The organism is Pseudomonas sp. TWR1-1-4 (assembly GCF_049897165.1).
GTDB lineage: Bacteria > Pseudomonadota > Gammaproteobacteria > Pseudomonadales > Pseudomonadaceae > Aquipseudomonas > Aquipseudomonas canadensis.
Map to the genome: position 1 here is coordinate 1 of NZ_JAFCVS010000004.1, position 17,254 is coordinate 17,254.

The 17,254-nt window shown below is 60.0% G+C and carries 18 protein-coding genes; 10 read left to right on the forward strand and 8 right to left on the reverse strand.

Translation table 11 applies throughout. From position 1 onward, the window contains the following. Nucleotides 1-524 precede the first annotated feature (524 nt). The 4 genes from rhtA (at nucleotide 525) to ACP7C6_RS12075 (ending at nucleotide 3,327) form a co-directional block, all read left to right on the forward strand. Nucleotides 525-1,412 (forward strand): threonine/homoserine exporter RhtA, encoded by an 888-nt coding sequence (rhtA, locus tag ACP7C6_RS12060; RefSeq protein ID WP_068932449.1) that lies wholly within the window; start codon nucleotides 525-527, stop codon nucleotides 1,410-1,412. 163 nt (nucleotides 1,413-1,575) lie between these two features. Further along, on the forward strand, nucleotides 1,576-1,857 hold the full coding sequence (locus ACP7C6_RS12065) for a hypothetical protein (RefSeq protein WP_028615818.1): 282 nt from the start codon (nucleotides 1,576-1,578) through the stop codon (nucleotides 1,855-1,857). A gap of 111 nt (nucleotides 1,858-1,968) precedes the next feature. After that, on the forward strand, nucleotides 1,969-2,700 hold the full coding sequence (locus ACP7C6_RS12070) for an SDR family oxidoreductase (protein ID WP_323989929.1): 732 nt from the start codon (nucleotides 1,969-1,971) through the stop codon (nucleotides 2,698-2,700). Between the two features lie 36 nt (nucleotides 2,701-2,736). Then, nucleotides 2,737-3,327: a 2-hydroxychromene-2-carboxylate isomerase gene (locus ACP7C6_RS12075; RefSeq protein ID WP_028615816.1), complete on the forward strand. Its 591-nt coding sequence runs from the start codon at nucleotides 2,737-2,739 to the stop codon at nucleotides 3,325-3,327. Here the strand turns inward: ACP7C6_RS12075 and ACP7C6_RS12080 are convergent. Further along, complete coding sequence (locus tag ACP7C6_RS12080; protein ID WP_426108792.1) at nucleotides 3,324-4,310, reverse strand: zinc-dependent alcohol dehydrogenase family protein; 987 nt, start codon at nucleotides 4,308-4,310, stop codon at nucleotides 3,324-3,326. The genes ACP7C6_RS12075 and ACP7C6_RS12080 overlap by 4 nt on opposite strands. A 116-nt stretch (nucleotides 4,311-4,426) precedes the next feature. On the opposite strand from ACP7C6_RS12080, the gene ACP7C6_RS12085 reads away from it, so the two are divergent. Further along, a complete protein-coding gene (locus tag ACP7C6_RS12085) occupies nucleotides 4,427-5,335 on the forward strand; it encodes a LysR family transcriptional regulator (protein WP_068932458.1) in 909 nt (302 codons plus the stop codon). Here the strand turns inward: ACP7C6_RS12085 and ACP7C6_RS12090 are convergent. The 3 genes from ACP7C6_RS12090 to ACP7C6_RS12100 all read right to left on the reverse strand — a co-directional run bounded on the left by ACP7C6_RS12090 (nucleotide 5,328) and on the right by ACP7C6_RS12100 (nucleotide 8,849). Continuing rightward, nucleotides 5,328-7,136, reverse strand: coding sequence for an aminopeptidase P family protein (locus tag ACP7C6_RS12090; RefSeq protein ID WP_426108793.1), 1,809 nt, complete (start codon nucleotides 7,134-7,136; stop codon nucleotides 5,328-5,330). The two genes, ACP7C6_RS12085 and ACP7C6_RS12090, sit on opposite strands and share 8 nt — an antisense overlap. A gap of 49 nt (nucleotides 7,137-7,185) precedes the next feature. Next, nucleotides 7,186-8,346 (reverse strand): cysteine desulfurase family protein, encoded by a 1,161-nt coding sequence (locus ACP7C6_RS12095; protein WP_305384486.1) that lies wholly within the window; start codon nucleotides 8,344-8,346, stop codon nucleotides 7,186-7,188. A 233-nt stretch (nucleotides 8,347-8,579) separates the two neighbouring features. Next, nucleotides 8,580-8,849 carry a hypothetical protein gene (locus tag ACP7C6_RS12100; RefSeq protein ID WP_028615811.1) on the reverse strand — a complete coding sequence of 90 codons (270 nt, stop codon included), beginning with the start codon at nucleotides 8,847-8,849 and terminating at the stop codon, nucleotides 8,580-8,582. Between the two features lie 399 nt (nucleotides 8,850-9,248). Here ACP7C6_RS12100 and msuE point away from each other — a divergent pair, with 399 nt between their 5' ends. The 4 genes from msuE (at nucleotide 9,249) to ACP7C6_RS12120 (ending at nucleotide 13,425) form a co-directional block, all read left to right on the forward strand. Then, nucleotides 9,249-9,812 carry an FMN reductase gene (msuE, locus tag ACP7C6_RS12105; protein ID WP_028615810.1) on the forward strand — a complete coding sequence of 188 codons (564 nt, stop codon included), beginning with the start codon at nucleotides 9,249-9,251 and terminating at the stop codon, nucleotides 9,810-9,812. Nucleotides 9,813-9,821: 9 nt separating this feature from the next. After that, a complete protein-coding gene (gene ssuD / locus ACP7C6_RS12110) occupies nucleotides 9,822-10,964 on the forward strand; it encodes an FMNH2-dependent alkanesulfonate monooxygenase (protein WP_426108794.1) in 1,143 nt (380 codons plus the stop codon). A gap of 158 nt (nucleotides 10,965-11,122) precedes the next feature. Next, nucleotides 11,123-12,310: an acyl-CoA dehydrogenase family protein gene (locus ACP7C6_RS12115; protein ID WP_122684572.1), complete on the forward strand. Its 1,188-nt coding sequence runs from the start codon at nucleotides 11,123-11,125 to the stop codon at nucleotides 12,308-12,310. Between the two features lie 11 nt (nucleotides 12,311-12,321). Continuing rightward, the gene (locus tag ACP7C6_RS12120; RefSeq protein WP_028615807.1) at nucleotides 12,322-13,425 is read left to right on the forward strand and encodes a sigma-54 interaction domain-containing protein; all 1,104 of its coding nucleotides are present in this window, start codon (nucleotides 12,322-12,324) and stop codon (nucleotides 13,423-13,425) included. Here ACP7C6_RS12120 and ACP7C6_RS12125 read toward each other — a convergent pair. Continuing rightward, the gene (locus ACP7C6_RS12125) at nucleotides 13,414-13,779 is read right to left on the reverse strand and encodes an antibiotic biosynthesis monooxygenase (protein WP_026000062.1); all 366 of its coding nucleotides are present in this window, start codon (nucleotides 13,777-13,779) and stop codon (nucleotides 13,414-13,416) included. The genes ACP7C6_RS12120 and ACP7C6_RS12125 overlap by 12 nt on opposite strands. Before the next feature lie 101 nt (nucleotides 13,780-13,880). Between ACP7C6_RS12125 and soxR the strand changes: the two genes are divergently transcribed. Further along, nucleotides 13,881-14,330, forward strand: a complete 450-nt coding sequence (soxR, locus tag ACP7C6_RS12130; RefSeq protein ID WP_068932468.1) for a redox-sensitive transcriptional activator SoxR — start codon at nucleotides 13,881-13,883, stop codon at nucleotides 14,328-14,330. An 88-nt stretch (nucleotides 14,331-14,418) separates the two neighbouring features. Here soxR and ACP7C6_RS12135 read toward each other — a convergent pair whose 3' ends face one another. From ACP7C6_RS12135 to ACP7C6_RS12145, 3 genes are read right to left on the reverse strand one after another with little or no spacing between them, the layout of a single operon-like run. Further along, complete coding sequence (locus ACP7C6_RS12135) at nucleotides 14,419-15,189, reverse strand: MetQ/NlpA family ABC transporter substrate-binding protein (protein ID WP_028615805.1); 771 nt, start codon at nucleotides 15,187-15,189, stop codon at nucleotides 14,419-14,421. Between the two features lie 29 nt (nucleotides 15,190-15,218). Then, a complete protein-coding gene (locus tag ACP7C6_RS12140; protein ID WP_016980232.1) occupies nucleotides 15,219-15,884 on the reverse strand; it encodes a methionine ABC transporter permease in 666 nt (221 codons plus the stop codon). 3 nt (nucleotides 15,885-15,887) lie between these two features. Beyond that, nucleotides 15,888-17,111 (reverse strand): SfnB family sulfur acquisition oxidoreductase, encoded by a 1,224-nt coding sequence (locus tag ACP7C6_RS12145; protein WP_122684570.1) that lies wholly within the window; start codon nucleotides 17,109-17,111, stop codon nucleotides 15,888-15,890. Nucleotides 17,112-17,254 lie beyond the last annotated feature (143 nt).

Below are 17,254 nucleotides of genomic sequence, written 5' to 3' on the forward strand. Positions count from 1 at the left end.
CCACAAGCACCCACACGAATTGCTTGATTCAGTTGTTAAAGAGCGGTTGGTTAAGATCTTTCGTCTCAACCGAGGCGCGCATTCTACAGCAGCCTCATTTGCTGTCAAGTGATTATTTTCAGAAGCTTTCGAAGATTTCTTCAACAACTTCAACCACTTGCGCTTCCGATCTCTCGTCAGCGGGAGGCGAATTCTACAGCGTTACACGCTGCTGTCAACACCTCTTTTTCAACTTCCTTTTGGCTTCGATGAACTGAAGCAACCTGCTGCCGAAACCTACATAACTCATTGTTTACCAAGGAGTTTTCCATTTCGACTGCGCCGGAAGTGGGGCGAATTATAGACGTCTGAAATCTGCCGTCAACTCTTAATTTGTTTTTTCTATCAGAAGGGCTGAAAACCGCTAAATCCGCCTTTTTAGCCTCTCGATAAGGATAATTGAGCAATATATTGCCCAACCTCAAACAGTTAAGCATCATAGCGCCGACGTTTCTCTTAATATGACTTCGGACGAACACTCCCAAATGACCACCTCCCCCCGCAGCCTGGCCTCGACATTGTTCCCCGTCGGCCTGCTGCTGATCGCCATGGCCTCCATCCAGTCCGGCGCCTCGCTGGCCAAGAGCATGTTCCCTATCGTCGGCGCACAAGGCACCACGGCGCTGCGCCTTATTTTTGCCAGCGTAATCATGCTGCTTTTATTACGCCCATGGCGCGCCAAGTTGACGGCAAAGTCCCTGCGGACGGTGATCGTCTACGGAATGGCATTGGGCGGCATGAACTTCCTCTTCTATATGTCCTTGCGCAGCGTACCTCTAGGGATTGCGGTCGCCCTGGAATTCACCGGGCCGCTTGCCGTCGCGATCTATGCCTCTCGGCGCGCCGTCGACTTCCTCTGGATTGCCCTGGCGATCGTCGGCTTGCTCTTACTTATCCCGATGGGCGAAGCGAGCAGCGGTATCGATTTACTGGGTGCGGGTTACGCCCTGGGTGCAGGGGTCTGCTGGGCGCTCTACATTCTGTATGGTCAGAAAGCCGGTAATGACAACGGCGTACAGACCGCCGCCCTTGGCGTAATGATCGCGGCCTTGTTTGTTGCGCCTATCGGTATCGTCCATGCGGGCAGCGCATTGCTGACGCCTGCCCTGATCCCGGTCGCCATCGGTGTCGCCATTCTGTCCACCGCCCTCCCCTACACACTGGAGATGGTTGCACTGACGCGCCTCCCCGCCCGAACTTTCGGCACACTCATGAGCATCGAACCGGCGTTTGGCGCCCTCTCCGGCCTGTTGTTCCTGCACGAACACCTGTCACTCGCACAGTGGCTGGCGATCACGTGCATCATCCTGGCCTCCGTAGGCGCTACTGTGACGATGCGCAGCGAGTCAAAGCCACTGGTACCAGCGGATTGAAGCCTGTTTGAATCTAGCTCTGGTATTTACCATTCATTTAGGCCATGTTTAAGCCGTAAACGAATGTCATTCATGGAGAATTTCGACAAGGACAGCGCGAACGCTACACCCGAGAGCGAGTAAAGCCAGCCTGTAGATTGCGGGCCGGCTATTAAGGATAGGAATGAAGCGAATTTTGATACTGTTAATGGTCATGGCGATTACCGGTTGTGCCGCGACCACCAAGACAGAAGTGAAACGTGGCAAAAAAGGGCTGCATATCAACTGTTCCGGCCTGTCTTCTTCCTGGGACCAGTGCTACACCAGTGCAACCAACTCTTGCGGCGCCAAGGGCTACCGGGTTATCGCAAAGTCCGGCGACAATTCCGAGGAACCAGGGGACTACCCCTTCGGCCTCAACCCTGCTGGCTACACCAGCCGCAGCATGATCGTCATCTGCAAGTAGTCGCTTGAGCAGTCACCCCCTGACTGCTCTCATTAAATTCCAGCTACAAACCCAGCCCTTCTCGCCGTTGCGTCTAAACTCCTGCTCGACTATCGAGCCAAGAGAGTTCCCATGACGCACAACAAGAAAATCGTATTGGTAGTGGGCGCCGGAGACGCAACGGGTGGCGCCATTGCCAAACGTTTTGCCCGCGAAGGCTACGTGGCGTGTGTCACCCGCCGCAGCGCCGATAAATTGCAGCCGCTGGTAGACAGCATCCACGCGACAGGCGGTGAAGCCCATGGCTTTGCCTGCGATGCCCGTAAAGAAGAAGACGTCATTGCGCTGATCGACCAGATCGAAACCGAGCTGGGTCCGATTGAAGCCTTCGTGTTCAACATCGGCGCCAACGTGCCGTGCAGCATCTTGGAAGAAACCGCACGCAAGTATTTCAAGATATGGGAGATGGCTTGCTTCTCCGGGTTCCTGAATGCACGCGAGGTGGCCAAGCGTATGGTCACGCGTAATCGAGGCACCATTCTGTTCACAGGTGCCACCGCAGGATTGCGCGGCGCGGCAGGGTTTGCCGCCTTCGCTGGCGCCAAGCACGGTATCCGGGCACTCGCGCAAAGCATGGCGCGGGAACTGGGGCCCAAGAACATCCACGTCGCCCATGTGGTGGTCGATGGCGCCATCGACACCGACTTCATACGTGACAATTTCCCGCAGAAATACGCGCTCAAGGACCAGGACGGTATCCTCAACCCCGAGCACATCGCCGAGAACTATTGGTACCTGCACAGCCAGCCACGCGACGCCTGGACATTTGAACTGGACCTGCGTCCCTGGAATGAACCCTGGTAAGCACGACCCCACAATAATAAGCAGCGAGCATCGACCATGCGTAAAACCCTGGAATTCTTCTTTGACCTCGGCAGCCCCGCCACCTACCTGGCTTACACCCAGTTACCCGCACTGTGCGCTTCAACCGGTACGCAGCTGATTTATAAGCCCATGTTATTGGGCGGCGTGTTCAAGGCCACGGGCAACGCCTCTCCCATCACCGTTCCCGCCAAAGGTCGCTACATGTTTGATGACCTGGCGCGCTATGCCCGCCGCTACAACGTACCGCTCAAGTTCAATCCGCACTTTCCCATCAACACCCTGGTGTTGATGCGTGCAGTGACCGGCATCCAGCTGCGTCAACCCGAGCACTTTGACGCCTTTGTGGATTGCCTGTTCCGCGCGCTCTGGGAAGACGGTCGCCACTTGGGAGATCCCGTCGTTGTGGCTGCCGTGCTAACCGAGCATGGTTTCGATCCGGAGGAGGTCCTGGCCTTGGCCAATGACGAAGCGGTAAAGGCCGCCCTCAAGGACAACACCGAACACGCCGTGAAACGCGGTGTGTTCGGTGCGCCCAGCCTATTTGTAGGCAACCAGCTGTTCTTCGGTCAGGACCGTCTGGATTTTGTGCGTGAAGCCCTGACTTAAATCTCAATCGCCAAGCGCCCTTGCGCGCCGCTTGCGAGCACATCGTAGGCGGCGTTCGCACTGTGCAAATTGAATGCACGCCCATCCAGGATCGGCTTGAGCTTACCGGCATCGATCAAGCGCGCGGCCTCGGCAAGAATCTGCCCGTGATGCTCACGCCCCTTACCGGTCAGCAACGGCAGCAAGGTGAACACACCCGAGTAGGTCGCCCCACGAAACGACAGTGGGGCCAGGCTGTATTGCCCCCATCCCAGGCAACTCACGACATGACCGTGATAGGTCTTGGCGGCTCGAAAGGATGCATCCAGCGTTTCGCCGCCGACAGTGTCATACACAATGTCGAAGCCTTCGCCCGCGGTGTGCTGCGCGACGTACTCTTCGACCGTCTGCTGCTGATAGTCGATAAACGTCGCGCCCAGCCCCTCGATTACTGAGCGATGCTTGGCGGATCCCGTGGCATACACCTGCGCTCCGCGAGCAATCGCCAACTGCACTGCGACATGCCCTACACCGCCCGCGCCGCCTTGGATCAGTACTTTGTGCCCGGAGCCTACATGCGCCCGGTCCACCAAGCCCTCCCACGCAGTGATCAGCACCAGCGGCAATACCGCCGCTTCACGCATGCTCAACACCTCAGGTTTCTTCGCCAGCAAGCGGACATCGACGGCCGCGTACTCGGCCAATGAGCCCTGTGCGCCACCAATGCCGGTCGCCAACCCATAGACATCATCGCCCACATGCCAATCACCGACGTCAGGACCTACCGCTTCCACGGTACCTGCCACATCCATACCGAGCACTGCCGGTAATGGCTGCCGGGCGTGGGCAGCCTGGCCTGCGCGGATTTTCCCGTCCAAAGGGTTAAGGCCACTGGCGCTGATTCGGACCAGGACTTGGCCAACGCCTGCTACCGGTTTGGGAATTGTCGTCAGCCGGAATGGCGCGTCCACGGCATCCACAATCAAAGCGTGCATATCAGTCATGTTGGCGATCTCGCGTCATCGAAGAATGAAATCAATGATCCGCCAGCCAATTCATGCTGATAAGACACCAAAAGACTATAGTTCCTATGCTTAATAGACATGAGTTGGAACCCCCAATGGATAAACTCAACGCAATGGCGATTTTCGTTCGAGTGATCGAACGCGGCAGCTTTTCCGCCGTCGCCCGGGAAATGCAAACTACCCAACCCACCATCAGCAAAGTCCTGCGCGCCTTGGAAACCGAACTGGGTGGCAAGCTGATTGCCCGCAGTACACGTCAACTGTCCCTGACCGACGAAGGTCAGCGGTACTACAGCCATTGTCGTGAAATCCTCGCCGCCGTGGACGCCGCCGAACACAGTTTCCAGACCGGCAAAGAGGCGATCGCCGGCCCATTACGCGTGGGTTCGTCGGTAAGTTTCGGCCGCCTGCAGATTGCTGCACGCTTGAGCGATTTCCTGCAGAAATACCCTGACGTACAAGTAGACCTGCAACTCAACGATCACCTGCAAGACATGGTCAGCGAAGGCTTGGACGTAACCCTGCGAATCGGTGAACTGCGCGACAGCGGCTTGATCGCCAGGCAAATCGGCACCACCCACCGCGTCACCCTGGCCAGCCCGGCCTACCTGGCCAAACATCCCACGCCGAAAACCCCGCAGGATCTCAGCCAGCACAACTGCCTGCTGTTCAACCTGCTCAGCAGCCAGAACCAGTGGGTTTATGAAAAGAATGGCGCGCGACACAGCGTGCGCATCACCGGCAACGCCCAGAGCAACAACTCCGAAGCGGTGCGGGAGATGGTGTTGACGGGGCTTGGCATTGCGCTGTCGCCCCTGTGGTTGTTCCATGACGATTTGAAAGCCGGCCGCGTGATTGCGTTATTGCAGGACTACACCCCGCAACCACTGCCGATCCATGCGGTGTCAGCACCCAATCGCCGCCAGTCGGCCCGGGTCAAGGCATTCGTCGACTATATGGCCGACGCTTTGGCCCAGGCCCCCGAACTGCAGGCGGTCAAATAGCCGCAGTGCGCACCTGCAACCATTCAAGCGCGGCACCATCAAGCAATGGACTCAAACGCTCACGTACCTCGGCATGGTAAGCGTTGAACCACTCACGCTCGTCTGCCGTCAGCAGCGACGGTTCCAGACAGCGCGTGTCGATCGGACACAGGGTCAGGGTTTCGAACTTGAGGAACTCGCCGAACTCGGTCTTGCCGGCTTCGCGGTTCAGCACCAGGTTCTCGATACGCACGCCCCAGCGTCCCGGACGGTAAGTGCCCGGTTCGATGGAGGTGATCATCCCCGGCTGCATCGCCGTTTGCGGCGCAGTGGCCGCCTGATAGGCAATCACTTGCGGACCTTCATGCACATTGAGGAAATAGCCTACGCCGTGCCCGGTACCGTGGCCGTAGTCCACGCCTTCCGCCCAGATCGGCGCGCGAGCAATGGCGTCCAGCAGCGGTGACAGGATGCCTTTCGGGAAATGCGCACGGGACAAAGCAATCACGCCCTTGAGCACACGGGTGCAGTCGCGCTTCTGTTCCTCACTCGGCGTACCGATTGGCACCATCCGCGTGATATCCGTGGTGCCGCCGAGGTACTGGCCGCCCGAATCGATCAGCAGCAGGCCATCGCCTTCGATCACTGCGTGTTCTTCTTCAGTGGCGTGGTAATGCGGCATCGCACCGTTGGCGTTATAGGCGGCGATGGTGTTGAAACTCAGCGACACATAACCGGGGCGACGGGTGCGCGCAGCGGTCAGGTGTTCGTCGATGGTCAGTTCGGTGATACGTTCGCGACCCAGCGCACTGTCCAGCCAGGCGAAGAATTCGCACAGCGCCGCGCCATCCTGCTCCATGGCTTGGCGGATGTGCTCCGCGTCGGCCAGGCTCTTGCGCGACTTGGCAAGTGTCGTCGGGTTGAGGCCTTCGATCAGCTTGACGCCGGCATCGAGATTTTCCAGCAAGCCAGCGGTAACGCGAGCCGGATCGACCTGCAAACTGGCGCCCGCCGGCACCGTACGCAAGGCATCCGCCACTTCGCTGTAGTCGCGCAGCGTCACGCCATCCTGTTCCAGCACCGCCCGCAGCTCGGCATCGACTTTGCTCAGCGCCACGAACAACGTGGCCTGCTGTTGATTGATCAACGCAAAGGACACAAACACGGGGTTGAACGAAACATCCCCTCCACGCAGATTGAACAGCCAGGCGATGTCGTCCAGGGTCGCGATGAAGTGCCAGTCGGCGCCCTTCTCTTTCAAGGCCGCACGCAGCGAGGCGAGTTTCTCACCACGGCTGACGGTGGCCTGAGGCGGCAGGTGTTGATAGATCGGCTGGTTCGGCAGTGTCGGACGGTGTTTCCAGACTTCATCCAAAAGGTCGATATCAGTACGCAGTTGTGCACCGCGCTCTGCCAACTTGCCGCCCAAGGTACGCGCCGAGGCCACGGCCATCACCGCACCGTCCACCGCGACTACGCCACCTTCCGGCGTCTGCTCGGCCAGCCACTCCAGCGGTCCTGGTTGGCCCGGCTGCAGTTTCACCAATTCGATGCCGCTGCCCTTGAGTTCCTTGGTCGCTTGTTCCCAGTAACGGCTATCGGCCCACACGCCGGCGAAATCCGCAGTGACAATCAGCGTCCCGACCGAACCATGAAACCCCGACAACCATTGCCGCCCCTGCCAATAACCCGGCAGGTACTCGGACAAGTGCGGGTCGGCCGACGGCACCAGCAGGGCGTGAATGCCCTCGCGGCTCATCAGTTCACGGGTGTGCGCCAAGCGCTGGGGAACCGTTCCATGGGTCAAAGGCTGCGTACTCATTGTGTCTCCTGCTAACCACGAATAATTATTATGTGTTGCGATAAATGAATCAGACCGCCCAGAACGCCGGTGCGCTGGCCAGGGATGCCTTGATCAATTGCACCGCCTGGTCGATATCCTGCTCGGTGGTAAACCGGCCGAGGCTCAAGCGAATGGTGCGGCCGGCGCTGCGTGCATCATGGCCCAACGCCAGGAGCACGTGGGACGGCGCATTGCTCGCCGAATTACAGGCCGAGGTCGCGGAAAACGCGATCCCCGCACTCAACGCAGCGGCATTGAATTCACCTTCGCCAAACGTGAGGCTCAGGGTATGTGGAATACGCTGCGTCGCGCTGCCATTGAGGCGCACGCCGGCCACCGCTTCCAACTGATCCAGCAAGCGCTGACGCAAGGCGACGATTACCGCCTTTTCTTCAGTAAAAGACGCCGCCGCCAGGGCAAACGCGGTGCCCATGCCGGCAATCTGATGGGTCGCCAGAGTGCCGGAGCGCAAACCGCCTTCGTGACCGCCGCCGTGAATCTGCGCCAACACCTTCTGCTGCGCCCGTGGGCCGACGTACAACGCGCCGATCCCTTTGGGGCCATACAACTTGTGGGCCGAAAACGACATAAGGTCCACTGGCCATTGCGCCAGATCGATTGCCACCTTGCCCGCGCCCTGCGCCGCATCCACATGCAACAACGCGCCGTGTTCACGCACTCGCGCGCCGATGGCGGGGATGTCGTTGAGGGTGCCCAGTTCGTTGTTCACCAGCATCAGCGAAACCAGGAACGTGTCTTCACGCAAGGCTTCGCTGACGGCATCGGCACTGATCAGCCCATCGGCATCCGGCACCAGGTACGTGACGGCCACGCCGGCTTCCTGCAGTTGCCGGGCGGTATCCAACGTGGCCTTGTGTTCGATCTGGCTGGTGATGATATGCCCACCCGCCACGCCCCGTGCCTGGGCCACGCCCTTGATTGCAAGGTTGTTGGATTCGGTGGCGCCGGAGGTCCAGACGATTTGCTCGGGGTTGGCACCGACCAATTCGGCCACCTGGCGACGCGCGTGCTCGACCGTATGCCGGGCCGCCTGGCCGAACGCATGGGAACTGGACGCGGGGTTACCGAAATTGGCATTGAAGCCCAGACACTCGACCATTACCTGGATGACCCGCTCATCCACCGGGGTGGTGGCGGCGTAGTCGAAATACAGCGGACGTTTATTCATGACGTTAAAAACTCGCAGAGCAGGTTCCCGAGAGCAGCGTCTCAGGGGCACGGACCGGAACTGAGGTCGTCAGGTTTAACCGATCGAATGCCATTAAAGAAGGACCACTTTATGTAAATGTGCGTAGGAACGCTCCTGAAATTCAGCTTAACAGGCTGAAGTCGCACCATGGCAAACAAAAAGCCCGAGGTTCCTTAGGGGAATCCTCGGGCTTTGTGCCGTCAGGCGCGGGATCAACTGGGACGACCATGCAGGGTCACGCTCCGTTCGGCATTCATTTCGCCCTGGCGATCAAAGCCGAAAGGCTTCTGTGGCTGTCCGGTCAGCGCGGCGCGCTGTTGTTGGTATTCATCAAACGACAAACCACGACGACTCAATGCTTCCAGGGCCAACTGCTTGGTTTCTTCCGCCGTGTAGGGGCGCAATTCTGGCGAAGGATGGGTCGCACATCCGGCGAGGACTGAGCTGACAATCAATAAGGAAACAGCGAGGAATCGGTTCATGGCGGCGGCCCTGCAAAGGAGGTTTCGAGTCAATGAACACAGGCTACTCCCGGCCCCGCACGGTGAAAAATCACCTGCCTTGATAGTCGCTATCAACCGCCAAGACACCTCCAATAGCAAGACCTTCATATTTCTTTATGATCTATAAATATGGAAATACGTTCATTTACGGAATAAATCCAACCCTCTATAACGGGTGCTACGCCGCATCGGAACTGTTGCCCACGCAACTGTTGCCAGCGCAACAGCCAATCAACAAATCACCAGCCAGACAACAGCGACACTTTTCGGCAGCAAGCCTGCAACCCACGCCAATCAAGGCTCGCGCCCGTTGGTATAGCTCTTGCTCAACAGGTTGCACCTACCCGTTCTGCACCTCTGTTGAAAAAGGAACTGTTCATGACCCGTCCCCTGAATGTCGTTGCCCTCTCCGGTGGAACCTGGCGCCCGTCACGCACCCTGGTGCTGACCCAAGCGGTGCTCGCCGAACTGGCCACGTTGCTGCCGATCCAGACCACCCTGATCGAACTGGGCGACATTGCCCGACCTCTGGGAGGTGCGCTGTCCCGCGACGAACTGCCGGCAGACGTCGAATCCCAACTGTTGGCCATCGAACAGGCCGACCTGCTGATCGTCGCTGCGCCGGTGTATCGCGGCTCCTACCCCGGCCTGCTCAAGCATCTGTTCGACTTGATCGGCCTCAATGCCCTGATCAACACGCCGGTACTGCTTGCCGCTACCGGCGGCAGTGAACGCCACGCGCTGGTGCTCGATCATCAACTGCGCCCGCTGTTCAGCTTTTTCCAGGCATTGACCTTGCCGATCGGTGTGTATGCCACCGAAGCCGACTTCACCGACTACCAAATAACCAGTGAACTCTTAAAAGCCCGTATTCAACTGGCGGCAGAACGTGCAGCGCCTTTGTTTGCAGCGCACTCCCTCTCTCTGTTGAAAATCGCTTAAGGATTGGTCATGGATGTTTTCTGGTTTCTACCCACACATGGCGACGGGCATTACCTGGGCACCACCCAAGGTGCGCGGCCGGTCACCCTTAATTACCTGAAACAAGTAGCTCAAGCCGCTGACAATCTCGGCTACTACGGCGTGCTGATTCCCACCGGGCGTTCGTGCGAAGACTCCTGGGTCATCGCCTCGGCGCTGGTGCCACTGACCGAACGCCTGCGTTACCTGGTGGCGATTCGTCCGGGCATCATCTCGCCGACTGTTTCTGCACGCATGGCGGCAACCTTGGATCGCCTGTCCAACGGCCGCTTGCTGATCAACGTGGTGACCGGCGGCGACCCGGATGAAAACCGTGGCGACGGCAGTTTCCTCGACCACAGTGAACGCTACGAAGTCTCCGATGAATTCCTACAGATCTGGCGTCGTGTGTTGCAAGGCGAATCGGTAAATTTCGAAGGCAAACACCTGCGCGTGCAGAACGCCAAGGCGCTTTACCCACCGGTGCAGAAGCCTTATCCACCGCTGTATTTTGGCGGATCCTCCGACGCCGCCCACGACCTTGCCGCCGAGCAGGTCGACGTCTACCTGACCTGGGGCGAACCGCCTGCCGCCGTCGCAGAAAAACTCGCGGACGTGCGTGAACGCGCCGCACGCCACGGGCGCACGGTGAAATTCGGCATTCGCCTGCATGTGATCGTGCGCGAAACCGAAGAAGACGCCTGGAAAGCCGCCGACAAACTGATCGAACACATCAGCGACGAAACCATCGCCGCCGCGCAAAAATCCTTCTCGCGTTTTGACTCCGAAGGTCAGCGGCGCATGGCCGCCCTGCACGACGGGCGCCGCGACAACCTGGAAATCGCCCCCAACCTGTGGGCGGGCGTCGGCCTGGTGCGCGGCGGTGCCGGCACTGCGTTGGTGGGCAACCCGCAACAAGTCGCCGAGCGCATCAAGGAATACGCGGACTTGGGGATCGAGAGTTTCATCTTCTCCGGCTATCCGCACCTGGAAGAGGCGTATCGCTTCGCCGAACTGGTGTTCCCGCTGCTACCGGAACCCTACGCCAGCCTGGCCGGACGTGGCGTCACCAACCTCACTGGCCCCTTTGGCGAAATGATTGCCAACGATGTACTGCCAACGACAAAGGCCTGAACCGCTGCTCTTCTGTAGGAGCCGGCTTGTTGTGGTGAGTAGGGCTTGTCCCCCGACGGGTTCGCCGCCGATGCAAGGGGGCTGCTTCGCAGCCCAGCGCAGGGCAAGCCTGCTCACCACAGCAAGCCAGCTCCTACAAGGAAAATAGAGGAAACCCCGTGACAGCCAAACCCCACAGCGTCCTGCCCTCCCCCTTGCAGACCGCCAAACTGCTGGCCGCCGAATTCGCCCTCACCGCCGTCGAGCGCGACGAGCGCGGCGGCACGCCCAAAGCCGAACGTGACGCCCTGCGCCACAGCGGCCTGCTGGCCCTGAGCATCCCCACCCAATACGGCGGCCTCGGCGCACGCTGGAGCGAAACCCTGGGCATCGTGCGCGAATTCGCCAAGGTCGACAGCTCCATCGCCCATGTCTTCGGCTTCCACCACCTGATGCTTGCCACCGTGCGCCTGTTTGCGCGCCCGGACCAATGGCAACCCTGGTTCGAACAGACCGCGCGCAAAAACTGGTTCTGGGGCAACGCCCTCAACCCGCTGGACACCCGCACGGTGGTCAAGGATTTCGGCGGCTGGCGCGAGTTCTCCGGCAAAAAGAGCTTCTGCTCCGGCGCCAGCGACTCGGAAATGCTGATCGCCTCGGCAGTGGACGAAACCGCCGGCGGCAAGCTGCTGATCGCCGCAATCCCGAGCGGGCGCAGCGGCATCACCTTGCACAACGACTGGAACAATATCGGCCAGCGCCAGACCGACAGCGGCAGCGCCAGCTTCGAACGGGTGCGTGTTGAAGAATCCGAATTGCTGCTCGATCCCGGCCCACTGAGTACGCCCTTTGCCTGCCTGCGCCCGCTGATCGCCCAGTTGACCTTCACGCATATGTTTCTCGGCATTGCCGAAGGTGCCTTCGAAGAAGCGCGCAACTACACCCTGACCGAAACCCGCGCCTGGCATAAGTCTTCGGCTGAAGACGTGCGCCAAGACCCTTACGTGCTGCATCACTACGGTGAGTTCTGGGTCGCCCTGGAAGGTATCCGCCTGCTGGTGGAGCACGCCGCAGAGTTGCTCGACCAAGCCTGGGCCAAGGGCCCGAACCTCAGCGAAACCGAGCGCGGCCAGCTAGCCATTGCCATCGCCACCGCCAAAGTCGCCGCCACCCGTCAGGGTCTGGACTTGTGCAGTCGGTTGTTCGAAGTCACTGGCGCGCGCTCCACCCACGCCTCGCTACGGCTGGACCGCCACTGGCGCAACCTGCGTACGCAGACCCTGCACGATCCGGTGGACTACAAACTTCACGAACTGGGGGATTGGGCGTTGAACCAATCCCTGCCAATTCCTACGTTCTATTCCTAAGAGAGGTGCCCATGCAGCTGTTGACCCTACCGCCCTCGCCCGCACTCGCGACGTCGATCCGCGCCACGGCCCAGGTCTTCGAAGATCCGAAATCCCAGGCATTGCTCGACCATATCCAGCAAGTGGCGCCGAGCGAAGCCAGCGTGCTGATCATCGGCGAGACCGGCACCGGTAAAGAGCTGGTGGCGCGCCACATCCATAACCTCAGCGCGCGGCGCAACCGACCGTTTGTGGCGGTGAACTGCGGGGCATTCTCCGAATCCCTGGTGGAAGCCGAGCTGTTCGGCCATGAAAAAGGCGCCTTCACCGGCGCCCTCAGTGCCAAGGCCGGTTGGTTTGAAGAGGCAGACGGCGGCACCCTGTTCCTGGATGAGATCGGCGATTTGCCGATGGCAATCCAAGTGAAGCTGCTGCGCGTGCTACAAGAGCGTGAAGTCGTACGCCTGGGTTCGCGTAAGAGCATTCCGATTGATGTGCGCGTATTGGCCGCGACCAACGTGCAACTGGAAAAGGCCATCAACGCCGGGCATTTCCGTGAAGACCTCTATTATCGCCTCGACGTGGTCAGCCTGGAACTCAGCCCGTTGCGCGAGCGCCCCGGCGATATCCTGCCGCTGACCCGGCACTTCATCGAAGCCTACAGCCAGCGCCTGGGCTACGGCCCGATCACGATCAGTCGTGAGGCCGAGCACAAACTCAAGAGCTACAGCTGGCCCGGCAACATCCGCGAGCTGGAGAACGTGATTCACCATACCTTGTTGATCTGCCGTAACGGCGTGATCGAACGGGACGACCTGCGCCTGTCGAACATGCGCATCGAACGCCAGGACGACAGCCAGCACAGCACCGACAATAGCGCCGAAGCCTTGCTCGCGCGCGCCTTCCAGAAGCTGTTCGAAGAACAGGCCGGCGCCCTGCACGAAAAGGTCGAGGACGCCCTGCTACGTGCCGCCTATCGCTTCAGCCATTACAACCAGGTACACACCGCCAACCTGTTGGGCTTGAGCCGCAACGTCACACGCACGCGCCTGATCAAGATCGGCGAGCTGGCGGTGAACAAGCGCCGACCCGGTGAAAACGTGCAAGGCGAGCGCATGCTGCATTTATCCATTTAGGCGGCAGTGCAGCGCGTTGTCATGGCTGCGCTCGAAACTGCGCAGCACCTGGAACGAACCGAAGGTGACCGCCGTGGCCTGATGGGCGCGGATCAGCGTCCAGAAGTCTTCCTCGCCATGCTCAAAGCACTGGAAAGCCGCCTCGCCGTCTTCACGCGAGCGCCATTGCAGGTAGTTGAGCACCCGCCGTCCGTCATCACTGACCTGCACACTTGCATTGATAAAGCCGCCGTGGCCCTGGGCCAGGCGTTCGCTTTGGGTGGTCAAGGCCGCCACCAGGGCGACTTGCTGCTGGGGCTCGATCTGAAATTCAATCAATTGAGTGAAGCTGCGATTTTTCTCTGATACCTGCATGAACACTCCCCTTCCTCTGTAGGCAGAATCTTGCGATTCGATGCCACGCAGGGTAAAACCTCTAGTTAAGTCAAGGTCAAGCGTTGTCTGGGAGTTTCTTCATGCTCAACAAAGAACTTACCGTCGGCCAACTGGCCGCCCGCAGCGGCGTGGCGGTCACAGCCCTGCATTTCTATGAAACCAAGGGGCTGATCAAGAGCAATCGCAATGCTGGCAACCAGCGGCGCTATCCGCGGGATGTGCTGCGGCGCGTGGTGGTGATCAAGATTGCCCAGCGTTTGGGCATACCACTGGCAACGATCGGCGAGGCGTTGCAGGCCTTGCCGGATGGGCGTACGCCCACGGCGCAGGATTGGGATCGTTTGTCCGCGCTGTGGCGGGAAGACCTGGATGAGCGCATCAATAAACTGATGCTGCTGCGGGACAAGCTCAATGGCTGTATTGGGTGCGGGTGCCTGTCGATGGAGGCGTGTCCGTTGCGTAATCAGGATGATCAGCTGGGTGAGCGTGGGCCGGGGGCTCAATTGCTGGAACCCACCCCAACCGCATGACCTGCAAACCCAATCATTGCCGGCGATGGCGGTCATGAGGACGCTATGGCCGGCAAGCCGGGCTCCTGCAGGAATGTGTGTTTAATTCTTAGAAACCAGGGGCAATCTGGCCTTTGTAACGGGTCAGGATGAACTGGCGCACCTCATCGGAATTCAACACCTTGGCCAGTTTCTGGATGCGCGGGTCGTTGATGTTATCCGGCCGCGCCACCAGGTACTCGACGTACAGCGACTTGCCCTTCTCCACGATCAACGCGCTGTTGGTATCGATCCCCGCTTCCAGGGCGTAGTTGGCAAACACAAACGCCAAATCCACCTGGCTCACCGAACGGGCCAGCAAGGCGCCTTCCAGTTCGCGAATCTTCAAGTGCTTGGGGTTATCCGCAATATCGCGCGGCGTGCTCAGGGTGTTGCTCGGGTCTTTGAGCTTGATCAGGCCCGCCTCATCCAGCAGCACCAGGGCGCGGCCAGTGTTGACCGGGTCGTTGGGGATCGACACCGTGGCACCGTCCTTCAGCTCCGCGATGTTTTTGATCTTGGTCGAATACGCGCCAAAGGGTTCGATATGCACACCCACCACCGGCACCAGGTCGGTGTGACGGGTTTTGTTGTAATCATCGAGGAACGGGCGGTATTGGTAATAGTTGGCGTCGATGTTCTTCAACGACAGTTGTTGATTGGGCTGGATGAAGTCGGTGAAGACTTTGATCTGTAAGTCCACGCCCTCCTTGGCCAGCACCGGTTTGACGAACTCGAGGATTTCCGCATGGGGCACTGGGGTCGCACCGACTACCAGCTTTTCATTGGCAACGGCATTCAACGACAGGACAGCGGCCAAAATGGCCAGGGACTTTTTCATACATGCTCCGAAGGCAGTTGTTATAGGAATCAACGGCGGCTGTAACGCGCCACCAAACGGTCACCGGTCATCTGCAGCGCCTGCACCAGCACCAACAGCAGCACCACGGTGACCACCATTACGTCGGTCTGAAAACGCTGGTAGCCATAGCGAATCGCCAAGTCACCCAAACCACCGCCACCGATCACGCCGGCCATGGCGGTGTAGTCCACCAGCACAATCGCGGTCACGGTCACTGCCGCCAGCAGCCCGCCTCGGGCCTCCGGCAGCAGGGTGTGGCGGATTACCTGCCAGGTGCTGGCGCCCATGGACTGGGTGGCCTCGACCACGCCGCGATCCACCTCGCGCAGCGCGGTTTCCACCAGCCGCGCAAAGAACGGCGTACAGCCCACCACCAGCGGCGGGATGGTGCCCGGCACGCCGAGGGAGGTGCCCACCAGCAAGGTAGTCAGCGGGATCAACACGATCAGCAGGATGATGAACGGCAGCGAACGCAGCACATTGACCACCACCGACAACAACCGATACACCACCAGCGCCTCGTGCAACTGGCGCTTGCCGGTGAGAAACAGCAGCACGCCCAGAGGCAGCCCCAGCAGCACGGTAAAACCCAGCGCAGCGGCAAGCATGCTCAGGGTTTCCAGGCAGGCCTGGCCGATGTCGGCCCAGTAGATGTTCTTGAACAGTTCGGCCATGGATCACGACCAGTCATGGCGCGGCGGCTTGGCGCCGTTGAGCAACCAATTGCCCACCACGTGGTACTTCCAGCGCACCGGGTCGTGCAAGGTGTGGACCCGCGCGTTGCGCCAGTGACGGTCGAAGTTGTGCTTCTTCAAGGTGGAACGAGTGCCACCCAGTTCGAACAGTTTGTTGCTGGCTTCAATCGCGACTTCAGTGGTCAGCACTTTGGCGCGGGCGACGGCCAGAGACGCGTGGGCGACGTTGTCTTCATCTGGGGCCGGGCGCGCGGCGTCCAGGGCAAAGCCGGCGCGGTCGAGCAAGGCTTCGGCGGCTTCCAGGCGAATATCCAGGGCACCGACCTGAATGATGGTGAGTGGATCCTCACTGGCTTTTTCCACCGCGGCGTCGATCCATGGCCGGGCGAATTGCTGCACGAACTGCACCGTGTCACGCAGCGCGGCGCGGGCAATGCCAGCGTCGATGGCGGCAGTGGTCAATTGTGCGAAAGGCCCGGCCAACGTTGGGGAATCGTAGGATTTATGCGTGGGAAACAGATTGAACGCCGGCACCCGCAGATCCTGTGCCAGCACCGTCCCGCTGGAAGTGGTGCGTTGGCCCATGCTGTCCCAATCGTCAACCACCACCAGCCCTTCGGTGCCACGCGGCACAAAGGCCAACTGGGCATTTTGCTGTTCATCCAGCGCCAGCACCGCCAGCCAATGGGCGTACAGCGAACCGGTGCAATAGCCCTTGCGCCCGTTGATCACATAGCCGTCGCCTTCGCGGCGAATAGTGGCCTGGATGTCCTGCACGTGCTTGCCGCCGGTTTCCGACAGCGCATTGGCAAACCGGTGACCTTGCAACGCCAGGCCAAAGAAGTGTGCCTGTTGCTCGGGCGTACCTTGCAGGCGGATATCTTCCAGCAGGCAGTAGTGGTTCTGCGGGATCTGCCCCAATGACGGGTCGGCCGACGAAATAATCGCGATCACCTGGGCCAGCACCGCGTAAGACACCTGCGCCCCGCCGAACGCGCGCGGCACACTGATGCCCCACAGGCCGCTGTTGGAATACAGGTCCACCACCTCGGCGGGCACCTGGCGAGTGCGATCGCGCTCGGCGTCCTGTTCCAGGAGGACGGCGGCGACGCGGTGGGCGACGGCAATCGCCTCGGCTGCATCGCGGATCAATGCGGCATGGGGCGTGTGGATCGGGTAATCGGCAGACACAGGCAGTACAGACATACAACGCTCTCGGGCGAATGGTTTGCCAGAGGTATTGCAGCTTCTGTGCCGGGTCCAAAACCGCTGGTTTGGCCTTAAAAACCCGCCCGGGTCCGCTTATGGCGCAGCAAACTGCCTGCTCGCTGTTGCCTGGCAGACACCTC

Coding starts and splice junctions, on each gene's coding strand:
- ACP7C6_RS12120 (WP_028615807.1), top strand. CDS start 12,322: ATGCAGCTGTTGACCCTACCGCCCTCGCCCGCACTCGCGACGTCGATC.
- soxR (WP_068932468.1), top strand. CDS start 13,881: ATGCTCAACAAAGAACTTACCGTCGGCCAACTGGCCGCCCGCAGCGGC.
- ACP7C6_RS12100 (WP_028615811.1), bottom strand. CDS start 8,849: ATGAACCGATTCCTCGCTGTTTCCTTATTGATTGTCAGCTCAGTCCTC.
- ACP7C6_RS12080 (WP_426108792.1), bottom strand. CDS start 4,310: ATGACTGATATGCACGCTTTGATTGTGGATGCCGTGGACGCGCCATTC.
- ACP7C6_RS12065 (WP_028615818.1), top strand. CDS start 1,576: ATGAAGCGAATTTTGATACTGTTAATGGTCATGGCGATTACCGGTTGT.
- ACP7C6_RS12085 (WP_068932458.1), top strand. CDS start 4,427: ATGGATAAACTCAACGCAATGGCGATTTTCGTTCGAGTGATCGAACGC.
- ACP7C6_RS12140 (WP_016980232.1), bottom strand. CDS start 15,884: ATGGCCGAACTGTTCAAGAACATCTACTGGGCCGACATCGGCCAGGCC.
- rhtA (WP_068932449.1), top strand. CDS start 525: ATGACCACCTCCCCCCGCAGCCTGGCCTCGACATTGTTCCCCGTCGGC.
- ACP7C6_RS12125 (WP_026000062.1), bottom strand. CDS start 13,779: ATGCAGGTATCAGAGAAAAATCGCAGCTTCACTCAATTGATTGAATTT.
- ACP7C6_RS12095 (WP_305384486.1), bottom strand. CDS start 8,346: ATGAATAAACGTCCGCTGTATTTCGACTACGCCGCCACCACCCCGGTG.
- ssuD (WP_426108794.1), top strand. CDS start 9,822: ATGGATGTTTTCTGGTTTCTACCCACACATGGCGACGGGCATTACCTG.
- ACP7C6_RS12090 (WP_426108793.1), bottom strand. CDS start 7,136: ATGAGTACGCAGCCTTTGACCCATGGAACGGTTCCCCAGCGCTTGGCG.
- msuE (WP_028615810.1), top strand. CDS start 9,249: ATGACCCGTCCCCTGAATGTCGTTGCCCTCTCCGGTGGAACCTGGCGC.
- ACP7C6_RS12135 (WP_028615805.1), bottom strand. CDS start 15,189: ATGAAAAAGTCCCTGGCCATTTTGGCCGCTGTCCTGTCGTTGAATGCC.
- ACP7C6_RS12145 (WP_122684570.1), bottom strand. CDS start 17,111: ATGTCTGTACTGCCTGTGTCTGCCGATTACCCGATCCACACGCCCCAT.
- ACP7C6_RS12070 (WP_323989929.1), top strand. CDS start 1,969: ATGACGCACAACAAGAAAATCGTATTGGTAGTGGGCGCCGGAGACGCA.
- ACP7C6_RS12075 (WP_028615816.1), top strand. CDS start 2,737: ATGCGTAAAACCCTGGAATTCTTCTTTGACCTCGGCAGCCCCGCCACC.